This window comes from Rhizobium arsenicireducens (assembly GCF_964021225.1).
Genome location: NZ_CAXHYK020000001.1, coordinates 2,561,039 through 2,575,746, shown reverse-complemented (window position 1 = coordinate 2,575,746; position 14,708 = coordinate 2,561,039). Strand labels below are relative to the sequence as shown.

Below are 14,708 nucleotides of genomic sequence, written 5' to 3'. Positions count from 1 at the left end.
ATGAACGAGCACGTGAAATCGACCGGTAAGTGTCCGGTAATGCACGGCGGCAACACCGCCATGGGCAAGTCTGTCATGGACTGGTGGCCAAATGCGCTGAACCTCGACATCCTGCATCAGCACGATACCAAGACCAACCCGCTGGGCCCGAATTTCAACTATCGCGAAGAGCTGAAGAAGCTCGACGTCGAGGCGCTCAAGGCTGACCTTCGCGCGCTGATGCTCGACAGCCAGGAATGGTGGCCGGCCGACTGGGGCTCCTATGTCGGCATGATGGCCCGCGTCACCTGGCACGCCGCCGGCTCCTACCGCGTCACCGACGGCCGAGGCGGCGCCAACACCGGCAACCAGCGCTTCGCCCCGCTCAATTCCTGGCCGGACAATGTCAACACCGACAAGGGTCGCCGCCTGCTCTGGCCGATCAAGAAGAAGTACGGCAACAAGATTTCCTGGGCTGACCTGATCGCGCTTGCCGGCACCATGGCCTACGACGTCGCCGGCCTGAAGACCTTCGGCTTTGCCTTTGGCCGCGAGGACATCTGGCATCCGGAAAAGGACACCTACTGGGGTGACGAGAAGGAATGGCTGGCACCGAGCGACGGTCGCTATGGTGACGTGACCAAGCCGGACACGCTCGAAAACCCGCTCGCCGCCGTGCAGATGGGTCTCATCTACGTCAATCCCGAAGGCGTCAACGGCAAGTCCGATCCGCTGGCGACCGCCGCGCAGATGCGCGAGACGTTTGCCCGCATGGGCATGAACGACGAGGAAACCGTGGCGCTCACCGCCGGCGGCCACACGATCGGCAAGTCTCACGGCAACGGCGACCCGCGCAACCTCAGCCCCGATCCGGAAGCCGCCGCCCCGGAATTCCAGGGCCTTGGCTGGATGAACACCAAGGGCCGCGGCATCGGCCGCGACACCGTCGTCTCGGGCATCGAGGGCGCCTGGACTGCCGAGCCGACGAAGTGGGACAACGGCTTCTTCGAGATGCTGTTCAAGCATGAATGGACACTGACGCACAGCCCGGCGGGGGCCTCCCAGTGGGCGCCGATCACCATTGCCGATGAGGACAAGCCGGTCGACGTCGAGGATCCCTCGATCCGCGTCATGCCGATGATGACCGATGCGGACATGGCGCTGAAGGTCGACCCGATCTATCGCGAGATCTCCCTGAAGTTCAGGGACGACTTTGCGGCTTTCTCGGACGCCTTCGCTCGCGCCTGGTTCAAGCTGACCCACCGCGACGTCGGCCCGAAGTCGCGTTATTTCGGCCCGGACGTTCCGGCCGAAGACCTGATCTGGCAGGATCCGATCCCGGCCGGCCGCACGGACTATGACGTCGTCGCGGTCAAGGCCAAGATCATCAACAGCGGCCTGACCATCGCCGAGATGGTCTCCACCGCCTGGGACAGCGCCCGCACCTTCCGTGGTTCTGACAAGCGCGGCGGTGCAAACGGTGCCCGCATCCGCCTCGCTCCGCAGAAGGACTGGGAAGGCAATGAGCCCGCCCGCCTTGCCAAGGTTCTGGCGGTCCTCGAAGGTATTGCGTCTGAAACCGGCGCAAGTCTTGCCGACGTCATCGTTCTGGCCGGCAATGTCGGTGTCGAACTGGCGGCAAAGGCGGCAGGCTTCGACGTCGAAGTTCCTTTCGCGCCGGGTCGTGGCGATGCGACCGCAGAGCAGACGGATGCGGACGGCTTCGCCGTGCTCGAGCCGCTCGCCGATGGCTTCCGCAACTGGCAGAAGAAGGACTATGTCGTCAGCCCTGAAGAAATGTTGCTCGACCGCGCTCAACTGATGGGGCTCACCGCCCCGGAACTGACCGTGCTCATCGGCGGCATGCGCGTACTCGGCACCAACTACGGCGGCACGGCGCACGGCGTGTTCACCGACCGTGTCGGTGCGCTGACCAACGACTTCTTCAACACGCTGACGGACATGGCCTATACTTGGGTCCCGACCGGTAGCAACTCCTATGACATCCGCGATCGCAAGAGCGGTGCGACCAAGTACACGGCTTCCCGCGTGGACCTGGTTCTTGGCTCGAACTCGGTTCTGCGTGCCTATGCGGAAGTCTACGCCCAGGACGACAACAAGGAGAAGTTCGTGCACGACTTCGTTGCGGCCTGGACCAAGGTGATGAACGCAGACCGGTTCGATCTCGCCTGATCGGGGAATGACAGTCTCCTTCGGGGGCGACGATCGCGGCCCCGAAGAAGCGCAAGTGAAGCAAGACCAAGCCGGCGTCTCGATGCAAGTCGAGGCGCCGGCTTTGTTATCAAGCGAAGCGGTTCGTCTGTGCGTTTCTTGCTGTTTTGGCTATCGCTAAACTCCGAACTTCCCTTTTAAAGGAAAGGGAATAGAACATCGTCTAGGTGCACCGGACGGCGCAGTGATGAACTGACGCGATGGCGGGTTCCGGAGTGGGGGCAATGAGTACCAAGAAGCCAAGCGGGCGCCTGCAGTTGCGTAAGACGCCGCAACAGGAGCGCAGTATCCAGCGTCTCGACCAAATCCTCGAGGCGGCGTCCGCGCTCGTCGCCGAACAGGGCGTCACGAAGCTCAGGATGACTGATATTGCAGTCAGGGCGCGTGTTCCAATCGGCTCCCTCTATCAATTCTTCCCGGAAAAGGCGGCGATCATCCGTGCGTTGCATGACCGGCACACGACGCGCGTCCAGTCCATGGCGCGCGATATGTTCGCGAATGCTCCATCGCAGGCGCAGGCTCTGGATCTCGCTGAAGCGGCCGTGGTCAATTTCTACCAGACCTATCGAGACGACCCGATCTATCTGCCGGTCTGGATGGCCGGTATGGCCGATACCGATCTTCGCGAACTCAACAGCCAGCACCTGCAGAACGTTTCTCAGATCATCTATGATTCGCTAATCCATCTGGTGGCCGAGGAGCATCACGCTGAATTCAAGGCCCGGATCCGGATCTTTCTCTATCTGAGCGGCGCTACCATTCGCTATGCTATGTCGCAAGGCGAGGCCGAGGCGCTGGTTTACATCTCCGAATGGCTCGCGGCCGTCCGCAGATCGCTGTTCGAGTTCTGAGACATCCGGCTGTCCCGGGGGCGAGCCCTTACCAGCCCGGCATCATGTTTCCGGCCCTCAGGCGCGGGTATTGACGCGGCAAGGCCTTCACGTCGCTTTCCAGGTCATCCTCGACGACGCTCTGCGTGATATTGTCCAGACAAGCCGAAATGTGGTCGGTGATCGCATTCATCAGCGATGTCGATAGTCCGGGACGCTTCATCAGGCCGATCTGAACCGGCGGAAGCGGTGGGAAGCCGTCGTTCTGCGTCAACACCTTCATGCCGCTCCTGAGTGCCGATTCCGGCAGGACCGAGACGGCCATGCCGGCAAGCACTGCGGCGGCGACAACCGTGGATGACCAGCTGGTGAACAGGATCTGGTAGTTGCGGCCGTCGGCATCGAGCGCCGAGCAGGCCAGCTGACGCCACTGGCAGTCGCGACGGCCGACCGCGAGCGGCACCGGCGCATCGTCCTTCAGCGGATGGTTGGCGGACCCCACCCAGCAGAGCGGCTCGGTGCGCACGACATCCGAGGTCCTGAGCTGCGGATTATGGGTCACCAGCGCGATGTCGAGTTCGCCTTTCGCCATCTTCTCAGCCAGGTCGACCGATGGTTCGCAGACGATATAGAGTTCAACATTCGGATGGGTCTTGGCGAAGCGTCCGATGATCTCCGGCATGTAGCGGTCAGCATAGTCGTCCGGCGTGCCGATCCGCAGCGTCCCCTCCAGGCGATTGTCATCGAAGGCAGCGATCGCTTCCGAGTTAAGGCGGATGATCCGACGCGCATAGTTCAGCAGCTTGTCGCCCTCGGCCGACAGACGATTGCCGCGGCCGTCTTTGATGAACAGCTGCTTGCCGATCCGCTCCTCCAGCCGCCGCATCTGCATTGACACGGCCGATTGGGTCTTGAATACGCGGCCTGCGGCCTTGGTGAAGCTGCCGGTATCGACGATGGCGACGAAGGTCTGGAGCTGGTCAATATCGAGGGGCGCCGACATGGGAGAACATCCATCAGAAAGGTTGATGCTAACTATTAGAAACATTCGTTGGACTGATCAATACCGTTTCAGCATTGTGAGGCTGCAAATCAGCAGACACCGACCGCGCCTTCGGGCGCAGCCGACTAGTACCGGTTGATCCCCAGCCACCGCGGCAGGGGCGACCAAGACTCGTGCCAATCGAAGGGACAAAGCCATGCGCACGACCGAACGGATGATCGAACTCGATATCGCGGAACCGCGGGATGCGCTGATCGCGCGCCTTGTTGCGGCGACCGCACGCGTGAAGTCCGTCTGGCGTGCTGCCCGCAATCGACGCGCTGCGAACCGCCTTGCCGACCTCGACGACTTCCAGCTGAGGGACATCGGTCTTTGCCGCTCCGATGTCGAGCAGATCCTGAGGTCTTCCGGCATCGCGGACGATCCTTCGCAGCATCTGTCGCGCTCGGCTCGCTCCCGTTCGCAGCGTGCGCTTCGCGGCTTGCCGCTCGATTGAGGCGAACGTTCCATCCCCGCAGGGCGACAGCCAATAAGCCCTGCCTCTTGCCCGGTAATGGTCCGCCATGCCGGGCTTTTTTCATCAGCAGAATACCTCGCCGCTCGACAGGTCGGCGATTTTGCGTCCTGCTGTCAGGTCTTCGGCTTGTCCGGTGCGGCATCGGGAGCCGGCGCAGGCTGCGCCTTCTGCCCGTTGGCGGACAGATAGCTGTCGAAGATCTGTTCCATGTTCTTCTGGTAGTTCTTCTGCACCTCCAGGCCGCTGTCGAACATGGCGTTCATCAGCTCGGATACCTTTGCGGCAGGCGGAACCTCGGCCTCGGGCTTCGCGGCATCCTTGGCGGCAGCAGCCGCACCTTGCGTGCCGTAGGTGGTGGTCATCATATCCTGGAACGCCTTGGCGAACGGATTGTCGAAGAAGGGATTGGCGCTCTGCGCTGCCTGCGCCTTCTGGGCGCCGCCCATCATATCCTGGAATGCCTTGGTGAAGGGATTGTCGAAGATGTTCGGCTGTTGCGGCGCCGGCTTGGGTTGAAAGCCAGTACTTTCCAGCCACTGCTGCATCATCGCGGCCATCGGCGTTCCGGCGAAAGGATTGGCGCCGGCCATCTGGCCGGTCGTCTGCTTGAACAGGCCACCCATGATGGCGTCGGCCATGACCGGCAGCATCTGCTTGAGCACATCCTGTCCGACGCCGGTGAACTGCGCGGCCTGGGCGGCGATGGCGCGGGACACGTCCTTCGAGCCGAACAGCCTTTCCAGAACCTGGTTGCCGTCGGCGATGCCCTGCGGCGTGAATGCCTTGTTCATGTCCTCGAAATACTTGGCATAGCTGCCCGAGGCCATGGCGCCGATCAGCGAGGAAAAATCATAAGGATTGGCAGCGTTGCGCTTCAGGCCGGAGGAAAAGGCCGGCATCAGTGCCGCCATGGCCTTGGTTACCTGTTCCTGCGCCAGGTTGAACTGGCTGGCCATCGACTCCATGGCCGTTCCGTTCTGAGCGCGCAGCATCATATCAAAAAGTGGCAACATCGGCGTCCTTCTCCGTGCTCGCAAAGCAATTCGACGCACTATAGCTGGAAAAGGCCGAGCGCAAACCGGTTTTTCCCCGATGTCGTCCCACCGTGCGCGCAATGCTTTGGCAAGGACCTGCATGCGGACGGGCGCAACCGCTCCTGGTCAGTACTGATATTCGTCGAACACGTGCTCCACCTTACCGTTCCACCGGCCGTGGTAGAGCGAAAGCAGGTCGTCGGCGAGCGTCGACTTCTTGGCGAGCACCTCTTCCAGCGGGCCAAGGAACACGCTTTCGTCCTGACCTTCCTCATTGAGGCGCGCGCGGCTCTTGAGGCCCTGGCGCGATAGGGAAACCACGTCGCGGGCCACGTCGATGAGGGAGCGGCCAGCAATCTCAGCCTTCAGGCCATCAGCCGGTACGGCGTCGCGAAGGGAATTGACGTCGGCGAAATTCCAGCTGGCGGTCAATGCATCCGCAGCCTCGAGGGCTGCGTCGTCATAGAGCAGGCCCACCCAGAAGGCCGGCAGCGCACAAATGCGCCGCCACGGGCCGCCATCGGCGCCGCGCATTTCAAGGAAGCGCTTGAGCCTGACATCGGGAAACAGCGTCGAAAGATGATTGGTCCAGTCGCCGAGAGTCGGTTCCCAGGCGTCGATCTCACCCTTCAACCCACCGGCCATGAACTGGCGGAAGGTCACGTGGGTGCAGTCGTGATAGCGGCCGTCACGCACGATGAAATACATCGGCACGTCGAGTGCCCATTCGACATAGTCGGCAAAGCCGAAATCGGCGTTGAGCGTGAAGGGCAGGATGCCGGCGCGGGCATTGTCGGTGTCGCGCCAGATCTCGCCGCGCCAGGACAAAAGCCCGTTCGGCTTGCCCTCGGTGAAGGGCGAGGCGGCGAAGAGCGCGGTCGCCAGCGGCTGCAGCTTCATGCCGACCCGCATCTTGCGCCGCATGTCGGCCTCGGAGGAGAAATCGAGGTTCACCTGGATCGTGCAGGTGCGATACATCATGTCGAGCCCATGGCTGCCGACCTTCGGCATATAGCGCGTCATGATCTCGTAGCGCGATTTCGGCATGCGCGGCGTCTCGTCGAGCGTCCATTTCGGGCTACCGCCGATGCCAAGGAAGCGGATGCCCATCGGCTCCGCCACCTCGCGCACCGCCGCCAGATGCTGGTTCGATTCCCGGCAGGTGTCGTGCAGCGTTTCGACCGGTGCGCCCGAAAGCTCGAACTGCCCGCCCGGTTCGATCGAGATCGCGCCCATGCCGTGCGCTTCGGCAAGCCCGATGATGTTGTCGCCGTCCATGATCGGATCCCAGCCGGTCTTGGCCTGCATGCCGAGCAGCAGTGCCCGGATGCCGGCCTCGCCGAAATAGGGAACGGGGCTGTTGTCGGCGCGGAAGAAGGCGAATTTCTCGTGCTCGGTACCGATACGGAACGCCTCTTTCGGCTTGGCGCCTGACGCAAGGTAATCCGCCAATTGCGCGACGGATGTGAGGGGCGTTTCGTCGGTGGTGTCACGAGCCATGGAATAGACCTTGTTTGGCGTCACCGGCACGCGCACCGGCCCATTGTGCAAGGTGATTGGACCGGATTTGGGGGCGGTGCAAGTGAAAATCTCTTAAATGCGGGTCAAAAAAACACCATCTGTGCAAGATCGCGACCAATGTCTCAATGGATGGGAACTGGCCCCTTAGCGCCAGTCGCCGATCGCCGCCTGGACCACCGCAAGCGCCGCCACCGCAGCCGTGTCAGCCCTGAGGATCCGGGGGCCGAGAGGGATGGCGGTGACGCAGGGCAGGGAACGCAGCATTGCCCGCTCTTCATCGGAAAAGCCGCCTTCGGGACCGATGAGCACCGCCAGCGAACGTTCCTTGATGGCATTCAGAGCCGGCAGCGGGTTCTGCGTTTCGCTGTCTTCGTCGCAGAAGATGATGCGACGCTCGGCGGGCCAGCGTTCAAGCAGATCCTTGAGCTTCTGCGGCGGTGCGACCTTAGGTATTGCCAGCACGCCACATTGCTCGGCTGCCTCGATCGCATTGGCCTGCAGCCGCTCCAGACTGGTGATCTTGCCCTGCACGTGCTGGGTCATCACCGGCTGCAGCAGGCCGGCACCCATTTCGACTGCCTTCTGCACCAGATAGTCCATCCGCCCGACCTTGAGCGGCGCGAACAGAAAATGCAGATCGCAATCCGCCGGCTGTAGGCGGGTCTGTTCGACGCAGACCAGAAGGATCTTCTTGCGCGAGGCAAAGGTAAGTCTTGCCTTCCACTCGCCGTCACGACCATTGAAGACGAGAATTTCCGCGCCTTCGACGAGGCGCAGGACATTGGCGAGATAGTTGAATTGCTCAGGATTGGCTTCGACAGCGGTCTCGGGACCGAGTGCTGCCTCGACATGCAGTCTTTGCATCCGGTAGTTCGCGCGCATACCCCGTGTCCCGCCTTACTGGAAAAGCTGGAACATAATCCAATAGAGGACCGCCGCAAGGCCGGCGGCGGCTGGAACCGTGATGATCCAGGCCGCGACGATCGTCATGAAATGCGAGCGGCGGACCAGATAACGGCGGCGCAGTTCATCGGGATTGCGCTCGCGTGTATCCTCGATCTCCCAGAAATCGGCCTTCATCCGCATGTAGTCGATGCGTCGCTTTGACTTGCGTGTGTACCACTCTCGGAAGAAACCGACGCCGAACACCGCGCCGACCGCGATATGGGTCGAACTGACCGGAAGCCCGAGCCAGGAGGCGACGATTACGGTCACGGCGGCCGACAGCGCGACGCAGAAGGCGCGCATCGGGTTAAGCTTGGTGATTTGCTCGCCGACGAGGCGGATCATTCGCGGTCCAAAAAGAAGCAGACCGAGGGAAATGCCGCCTGCGCCGATGACCATGACCCAGATCGGGATGGTTACCTCGGCGGAAATCTCGTGCGCCTGTACCGCATGGACGATGGCCGAGAGTGGGCCGATGGCATTGGCAACGTCGTTGGCCCCGTGGGCAAAGGAAAGGAGAGCCGCCGACATGATCAGCGGCAGACGGAACAGCTTCCTGAGCGACTGGTTGCGGTTTTCCAGGCCGATCGCCTGGCGCCGAATGAGCGGAACGCTCGCCAGCCATGTGAGCGCGCCGATGGCGAGGCCGATCAGGAGTGCCGTGCCGAGGCTGATGGAGATAAGTCTATTCAGCCCCTTGAGCGCCAGATAGGCGGCGAATGCCCCCAACATCAAGGCATTGAGCACGGGAACCCAGCGCTTGGCCGCGGCGATCTTGTCGTGGCGGTAGATGATGAATTCCTTGATAAAGGCCAGGAACATCGCCGCGATCACGCCGCCGAGCAAGGGCGATATGATCCAGCTAGCGGCAATCCCGGCCATCGAGCCCCAGTTGACCGCCGCGAAGCCCGCGGCCGCGATGCCGGCCCCCATGACGCCGCCGACCACGGAATGAGTGGTGGAAACCGGCGCGCCGATCCAGGTCGCCAGATTGAGCCACAAGGCCGATGAAAGAAGTGCGGCCATCATGGCAAAGGCAAAGACATCGGCATCGGGAACCTGGGCCGGGTCAAGAATACCCTTGGAGATCGTTGATACGACATCGCCCCCGGCGATCATCGCACCGGCAGTCTCGAAGACCGCGGCAATGATCAAGGCCGTGATCATGGTCATGGCGCGCGACCCGACCGCAGGGCCGACATTGTTCGCCACATCGTTGGCGCCGATGTTCATCGCCATGTAGGCGCCGATGGCGGCGGCTGCGACCACCATGATCGCACCGGGCTGGTTCATGACGTAGAGGCCGGAAAACAGCCCGGCCAGGATCAGGAAGATCAGGCCGATGCCAAGCGGTGCGTAGGTGCGTGATACATGTTGCGCCGCTTCCTCGACAAAGGAGATTTTGTCCAGGTCCTTGTCAAGGGTCGGCTTGACGAGCTTCGGCGTCGACTTGGCCATCAATAGTTCTCTTTTGCGGAGGGCCGAAAGGACGGCCTCCGGGGAAATGTCTCTGTCGCGGAGGAAGGCCGGCGGGCCCGCAAGGCCATGCCGATGTGCTCCTGTGTGCCGACTGCCTAGTAGCAAATGCTCTTTGCTTCAATATGACAGTTCTGTGACAAGCTAATTTTCAGCGCTTTCTTTGGCTTCAGCACGGTTTTCACCGTTGATGAAGCGCTGTGCGAAGATATGAAAGAGGACCTTGAGCTCCGGCTCCTGCACGCGGGCCGCGGCTTCCTCGCAGCTTACCCATGCCTGGCGACGGGTTCCCTTTTCGGGAAAGTCCTTCAGCATGTCCTTCACTTCAAGGGCATGGACCTGAACACGGCAATTGATCTTCAACCCGTCGGTCATGCCCTTGTGGTAGCTGTAATAGCCGATCGGCTCGCGGGAGACGGTGCCCTTGACGCCCGCTTCCTCATAGGCCTCGCGCTCGGCAACGGCGTGGGACTTCTTGCCCCGCATCGGCCAACCCTTCGGGATCACCCAGCGTCCGGTGTCGCGGCTGGTGACGAGCAGGACCTCGGGCGCGGATTGCTTCTTGCGCTTGCGAAAGCACAAGGCCGCATATTGCTGGCGGGGCGGCCGCCGCAACATCAACTGCATGTCCGATGCGATCCGGCTCATGATGGTCAAGGGTCTGTACGCCTCATGCTTCATAAGAAATTAGCTTACTCTGATTCGTCCGAGAGTTGGCATGCCAACAGCGACAGCCAACCGTCCAATGCGCTGGATTTACGACTATTTTGTGAGCTGCAGCCACTCGGTCAAGGCTTTGGACCGAAGCTCCCTGTTTTGGTCAGCCTTGTGCGGAGCGCTGCCCGAGCCACTGGCGGAGGCCTTCCACCACGCCGTCGGCCTCATGCCCATTTGCCTGATAGATCCGGCTGCTTTCGGGAAACCGCAGTTTCAGTTCGTCGTGTCCGTTGGCCGGGATGATGCCGCGCACGTTCTCGAGCGCGAACATGTCCATGTCATTGCCCGTGTCACCGGCAACAATCACCTCGTCCAGAGCGACGCCGATCTTGCGGCAGAGCCACACCAGGGCATTGCCCTTGTCGGCATTGGCGGGAAGAATGTCGAGGTCACGCTTGCTTGAGTAGACGATCTTGACCTTGAACCCATTGCCTTCGAGCCGATCGCTTAAGTCCGACAGCCGGTCGGTCGACGCGTCATGCAGGTACCAGCTCGACTTGCGATCGTGCTGAAAACGGTCGGGCTGCCGGGCCATGTCGGGGAAGTCGCCGACAAGATCGGCTATGCTCGCCGCGTCGTAACCCTCCGCGATGAATTCTGCGTACTCCATTTCCATCCCGGACACGGTGTCGCACGCCATCATCGTGCCAACGCCGCCGATCACGAAGTCGGCCGCCGGCAGGCCCTCCTCCTGGGTGAAGGAGAGGATGTCGTCGACCAGTCGTCCGCTGTTGTAGACCAGCAACGGGCGCGTCTCGGGATCGAGTTCGCGCCAGTAGGCGGAAAAGCGGTGCGATGCATCGCGATCTCCCGCAAGCGTCCCGTCAAGATCGGAGGAAAAGAGACGGACCGGTCTCAATCGCCGTCGTTCCATGGTTCTGCCCAATCGGCCTCCTCGAGTGCCTGCGCCACCGGTCGGCCCTCGACCAGTGCCACCAGTTGCTGGGCAATACCGGTCCAGGTGAAGAGGCTTCGGGCCTTGTGCGCGCCCATGCGCGACAGCCTGTCCCTCAAGCGCTGATGGCGGAACGGCTTCATCATGGTAATGCCCAGGTCCTCCTTGTCGAAGGGATCGGCGAACAGCGCGTGACGACCGTAGCTGACGGCACGGAACAGCCCGCCATGCACCGTCACGATGGTCGGTGTGCCGCTCGCCATGGCCTCGATCGCCGTCATGCCGAAGGGTTCGTAACGGCTCGACAGCACGAAGAGATCGGCCGCGCGATAGTAGTCGGGCAGATCCTCGTCCGAGATGAAGCCGGAGAACTGGACGCGGTCGGTGAGGCCCAGGTCTTCGACCTGTTTCTTCAGTCCGTCGAGGATGCCCTGCTCCTGCGCGTCGAGGTTTTCGCCGCCAAGTGCCAGGTGCAGGCGGGCATCGGCGACACGGCTCGCCAGCACCGAGAAGCCATCGACCAACAGGTCATAGCCCTTGTTGGTGGCAAGCCGCCCGAGCGCCATCACCACCTTACCCTCGAAACCGAGCCGCTGGCGGATCATCTGTCGCGATGCTTCCGACATCGGATAGAAACGGTTGTCGTCATAGCCGGGCGGGATCATGTGCACGCGACTGCGGCTGAGGCCGTAATCCTCCATCAGCATGTCGAGCTGGATCGGGGTCGTTGCGACCACCAGTTGGCAGCTGCGATAGATGATCAGTTCATGCTGGATTCGTTCCTTGAAGTTGAACTCCTCCTCGAACTTGTCGGCGCGCTCTGGATAGTCGGTCTCCATCTGCCGCTTCTTCCACAGCCCGAGCGAATGGGGCGTATGGATATGCGGAATGTTCAACGCTTCGGAAAGACGCTGTCCGGCGACGCCCGCGTCCCAGTAATGGCTGTTGACGAAGAGATAGCTGAGACCCTCGCGCTTGATGTAGCGCAGCGCCTTCTCGTTCCATTCGTTGAGATAGCGGTGAAGATATTCCTTCGGGATGAAATCGACCCCGCCGCAGGGAATGCGGATAACCCGCACGTCGGCATCGACCTCGTCGATTTCCGGCTGGTCTTCGAACCGGCGCGTGAAGATGTCGACCTTGTGGCCGAGCTGGGCGAGTTTCTTCGCCAGTTCGAGAACGTAGACGACTTGTCCGCCGGTATCCGCCGCGCCGAGCGGCGGGTGGGCGGCAACATAGCCGTGGGTGGAGACGAGCGCGATCCGCGGCGCTGCGTTCACATCGTTGTAAATTGCCATAACGCTCACAATAGAAAATTCGCCCCAAAAAAGCAAATCGCAAACGCGCAGGAAACAAAACTGTTCCGCACGGCAGAATTATTTTCCTTGTAGGGGCGGGCGGCAAACACGGCGCCGGCGAAACCCGCAACTGGCATTCAATCGGCGGCTGTGCCGACGATCACGATGTGCAGCGCCCGCGGACCATGGGCGCCGAGCAGCAGGGTCTGCTCGATGTCGGCCGAGCGTGATGGCCCGGTGATGAAATTCACCGTGCGCGGCATCGCCGAGCCCTTCAGGACGCGCAGGCGTGCCCAGATATTCTCCATGTCACCGGCGATCTCTTCGGCGTTGACGACGACGATGTGATGCTCGGGCAAGAAGTTGAGGGTCACCGGATTGTCGGGACCGGAAAGCACCGCAAGCGTGCCGGTCTCGGCGACGGCGCCGAAGGCGTGGCTGACTGCGGCGAGATCCTGGCCGTCGGAGGCGCCGTGGCGGATCTCCAGCGTTGCTTGGCTGGCCCATGGCGCGGTGGCGAGACGAGGATCCGTGCCGATGCGGATTGCGGCCGGCAAGTTGTTTCCCTTGAGGTAGGCCGAGACGATGGCCGGAACTGCGGCGAGGCCGTGGATATGCTCAGTGGTCGCGTTGTACTTCTCCGCCATGGCACGAAATAGCGCCACGCGCTCCTCCGCCGGCAATTGACCGCGCGCCGGGATGATGCCCCTGGGCGTCTGGGCAAGACGTGTGGCCACGGCCGCGTGACGGTCGTCGTCGGCGCGCGAAGTTTTCAGCGAGGCGCGGATCTTCGAAAGAATAGCGGTTCTGCCGTCCATGTTCATGCTCCCTGCCGCTTCGCCAGGCGCGCCGCCCAGGCCTTGGTAAAGGTCTGGCCTTCGGGCGCGGGGAGGTCGCGGTACTTCGTCCAGCCGCCGGCCAGCGGCAGCGCGGTAATCCGTTTGTTGCTGCCGCCGAGCAGGGACAGCATCGAGGCAGCAAGGGAGGTGGCCATGCGGTACAGCTTCGGCCGCTTGGCGAAGAAGGCCCAGACCGAGATCCCATAGCGGGCGGCGGCCGGCGTCAGATGCCGCTCGAACTCCCGTTCGCGCCAGTGCCGCATCATCTTCGGCAGCGGAATATGCATCGGACACACGCTTTCGCAGCGGCCGCAGAAGGTCGAGGCATTCGGCAGGTGGGCCGACTGCTCCACGCCAAAAAGTGACGGCGTCAGCACCGCGCCCATCGGTCCCGGATAGACCGAGCCATAGGCGTGGCCGCCGACCGCGTGATAGACCGGACAATGGTTCATGCAAGCGCCGCAGCGGATGCAGCGCAGCATTTCCTGGAATTCCGTGCCGAGCATTGAGGTGCGGCCATTGTCGAGCAGGATCACGTGATACTCGTCCGGGCCGTCCGGATCTTCAGCGCGCTTGGGGCCTGTCGAAAACGTGGTGTAGACCGACATGTCCTGGCCGGTCGCCGAGCGGGCGAGCAGGCGCAGGATCTGCGAACAGTCCTCAAGCGTCGGCACGATCTTTTCGATCGAGGCCACCACGACATGCACTTTGCCGAGCGTCTGGGTGAGATCGCCATTGCCTTCATTGGTGACGATCACCGAGGAGCCGGTCTCGGCAATCAGGAAGTTGGCGCCGGTGATGCCGACATCGGCCTGGAAGTAGCGCTTGCGCAGCACCTCGCGCGCTTCCGACAAGAGCGATTCCGGTGCCGTCAGGTCACGATCGACGTCGAGATGAGTGTGAACCCGGCGAAAATCCTCCTCCACCTGTTCCTTGTTGAGATGCACGGCCGGCGCAATGATGTGGCTCGGATGCTCGCCGCGCAACTGTATGATGTATTCGCCAAGGTCCGTCTCGACGGGCTCGACGCCCTGGGCTTCTAGATATTCGTTGAGGTTGATCTCCTCGGTGATCATCGACTTGCCCTTGGTGACGGTCTTCGCCTTCACCCGTCGGCAGATGTCTATGACAATGCGGCGCGCGTCTTCCGCGCTTTCCGCCCAGTGCACATGGCCGCCGGCGGCCGTGACCTTCTGCTCATAGGCTTCCAGATAAAGGTCGAGATGAGCCAGCGTATGGTTCTTGATGTCGCGGGCATTGTCGCGCAGGGCGTCGAATTCCGGCAGCGCGGCGACGGCCATTGCACGCTTGTAGATGAAGCCCTTCTCGACATTCTGCAGCGCCTTCTGCAACTGCGGGTCGTGCAGCGCGCGGGCGGCGTTGTCCTTGAACTGGGGGGAGGTGAACTGCATGGCTCTCAAT

At 62.1% G+C, this 14,708-nt stretch carries 13 protein-coding genes; 3 read left to right on the top strand and 10 right to left on the bottom strand.

Features of this window, described 5'->3' with window-relative positions:
• Both katG and ACWPVA_RS12870 read left to right on the top strand, forming a co-directional pair.
• A complete protein-coding gene (katG, locus tag ACWPVA_RS12875; RefSeq protein ID WP_454288069.1) occupies nucleotides 1–2,172 on the top strand; it encodes a catalase/peroxidase HPI in 2,172 nt (723 codons plus the stop codon).
• A 263-nt stretch (nucleotides 2,173–2,435) separates the two neighbouring features.
• Nucleotides 2,436–3,062 (top strand): TetR family transcriptional regulator, encoded by a 627-nt coding sequence (locus tag ACWPVA_RS12870; protein ID WP_454288068.1) that lies wholly within the window; start codon nucleotides 2,436–2,438, stop codon nucleotides 3,060–3,062.
• Nucleotides 3,063–3,090: 28 nt separating this feature from the next.
• Here the strand turns inward: ACWPVA_RS12870 and ACWPVA_RS12865 are convergent, their stop codons facing one another.
• Entirely contained in the window at nucleotides 3,091–4,044 is a 954-nt protein-coding gene (locus tag ACWPVA_RS12865; protein ID WP_454288067.1) for a LysR substrate-binding domain-containing protein, read from the bottom strand.
• A gap of 196 nt (nucleotides 4,045–4,240) precedes the next feature.
• On the opposite strand from ACWPVA_RS12865, the gene ACWPVA_RS12860 reads away from it, so the two are divergent.
• Entirely contained in the window at nucleotides 4,241–4,540 is a 300-nt protein-coding gene (locus tag ACWPVA_RS12860) for a DUF1127 domain-containing protein (RefSeq protein ID WP_454288066.1), read from the top strand.
• A 134-nt stretch (nucleotides 4,541–4,674) separates the two neighbouring features.
• On the opposite strand, the gene ACWPVA_RS12855 is transcribed toward ACWPVA_RS12860, so the two are convergent.
• From ACWPVA_RS12855 to ACWPVA_RS12815, 9 genes are all read right to left on the bottom strand, one after another.
• The gene (locus ACWPVA_RS12855) at nucleotides 4,675–5,574 is read right to left on the bottom strand and encodes a DUF937 domain-containing protein (RefSeq protein ID WP_454288065.1); all 900 of its coding nucleotides are present in this window, start codon (nucleotides 5,572–5,574) and stop codon (nucleotides 4,675–4,677) included.
• Nucleotides 5,575–5,721: 147 nt separating this feature from the next.
• Nucleotides 5,722–7,095 carry a glutamate--cysteine ligase gene (locus tag ACWPVA_RS12850; protein ID WP_454288064.1) on the bottom strand — a complete coding sequence of 458 codons (1,374 nt, stop codon included), beginning with the start codon at nucleotides 7,093–7,095 and terminating at the stop codon, nucleotides 5,722–5,724.
• A 165-nt stretch (nucleotides 7,096–7,260) separates the two neighbouring features.
• On the bottom strand, nucleotides 7,261–7,998 hold the full coding sequence (locus tag ACWPVA_RS12845) for a 16S rRNA (uracil(1498)-N(3))-methyltransferase (protein WP_454288063.1): 738 nt from the start codon (nucleotides 7,996–7,998) through the stop codon (nucleotides 7,261–7,263).
• A gap of 15 nt (nucleotides 7,999–8,013) precedes the next feature.
• Nucleotides 8,014–9,519, bottom strand: a complete 1,506-nt coding sequence (locus tag ACWPVA_RS12840; RefSeq protein ID WP_454288062.1) for an inorganic phosphate transporter — start codon at nucleotides 9,517–9,519, stop codon at nucleotides 8,014–8,016.
• A gap of 162 nt (nucleotides 9,520–9,681) precedes the next feature.
• A complete protein-coding gene (locus tag ACWPVA_RS12835) occupies nucleotides 9,682–10,194 on the bottom strand; it encodes an NUDIX hydrolase (protein WP_454288061.1) in 513 nt (170 codons plus the stop codon).
• 163 nt (nucleotides 10,195–10,357) lie between these two features.
• Nucleotides 10,358–11,113, bottom strand: a complete 756-nt coding sequence (locus ACWPVA_RS12830; protein ID WP_454288060.1) for an HAD-IIB family hydrolase — start codon at nucleotides 11,111–11,113, stop codon at nucleotides 10,358–10,360.
• The gene (locus tag ACWPVA_RS12825) at nucleotides 11,110–12,447 is read right to left on the bottom strand and encodes a glycosyltransferase family 4 protein (RefSeq protein WP_454288059.1); all 1,338 of its coding nucleotides are present in this window, start codon (nucleotides 12,445–12,447) and stop codon (nucleotides 11,110–11,112) included. The genes ACWPVA_RS12830 and ACWPVA_RS12825 overlap by 4 nt, the downstream gene beginning before the upstream one ends.
• Nucleotides 12,448–12,584: 137 nt before the next feature.
• Nucleotides 12,585–13,265, bottom strand: coding sequence for a LutC/YkgG family protein (locus ACWPVA_RS12820; RefSeq protein WP_454288058.1), 681 nt, complete (start codon nucleotides 13,263–13,265; stop codon nucleotides 12,585–12,587).
• Nucleotides 13,266–13,267: 2 nt separating this feature from the next.
• A complete protein-coding gene (locus ACWPVA_RS12815; protein ID WP_454288057.1) occupies nucleotides 13,268–14,698 on the bottom strand; it encodes a LutB/LldF family L-lactate oxidation iron-sulfur protein in 1,431 nt (476 codons plus the stop codon).
• Nucleotides 14,699–14,708 lie beyond the last annotated feature (10 nt).

Coding starts and splice junctions, on each gene's coding strand:
- katG (WP_454288069.1), top strand. CDS start 1: ATGAACGAGCACGTGAAATCGACCGGTAAGTGTCCGGTAATGCACGGC.
- ACWPVA_RS12870 (WP_454288068.1), top strand. CDS start 2,436: ATGAGTACCAAGAAGCCAAGCGGGCGCCTGCAGTTGCGTAAGACGCCG.
- ACWPVA_RS12865 (WP_454288067.1), bottom strand. CDS start 4,044: ATGTCGGCGCCCCTCGATATTGACCAGCTCCAGACCTTCGTCGCCATC.
- ACWPVA_RS12860 (WP_454288066.1), top strand. CDS start 4,241: ATGCGCACGACCGAACGGATGATCGAACTCGATATCGCGGAACCGCGG.
- ACWPVA_RS12855 (WP_454288065.1), bottom strand. CDS start 5,574: ATGTTGCCACTTTTTGATATGATGCTGCGCGCTCAGAACGGAACGGCC.
- ACWPVA_RS12850 (WP_454288064.1), bottom strand. CDS start 7,095: ATGGCTCGTGACACCACCGACGAAACGCCCCTCACATCCGTCGCGCAA.
- ACWPVA_RS12845 (WP_454288063.1), bottom strand. CDS start 7,998: ATGCGCGCGAACTACCGGATGCAAAGACTGCATGTCGAGGCAGCACTC.
- ACWPVA_RS12840 (WP_454288062.1), bottom strand. CDS start 9,519: ATGGCCAAGTCGACGCCGAAGCTCGTCAAGCCGACCCTTGACAAGGAC.
- ACWPVA_RS12825 (WP_454288059.1), bottom strand. CDS start 12,447: ATGGCAATTTACAACGATGTGAACGCAGCGCCGCGGATCGCGCTCGTC.
- ACWPVA_RS12820 (WP_454288058.1), bottom strand. CDS start 13,265: ATGGACGGCAGAACCGCTATTCTTTCGAAGATCCGCGCCTCGCTGAAA.
- ACWPVA_RS12815 (WP_454288057.1), bottom strand. CDS start 14,698: ATGCAGTTCACCTCCCCCCAGTTCAAGGACAACGCCGCCCGCGCGCTG.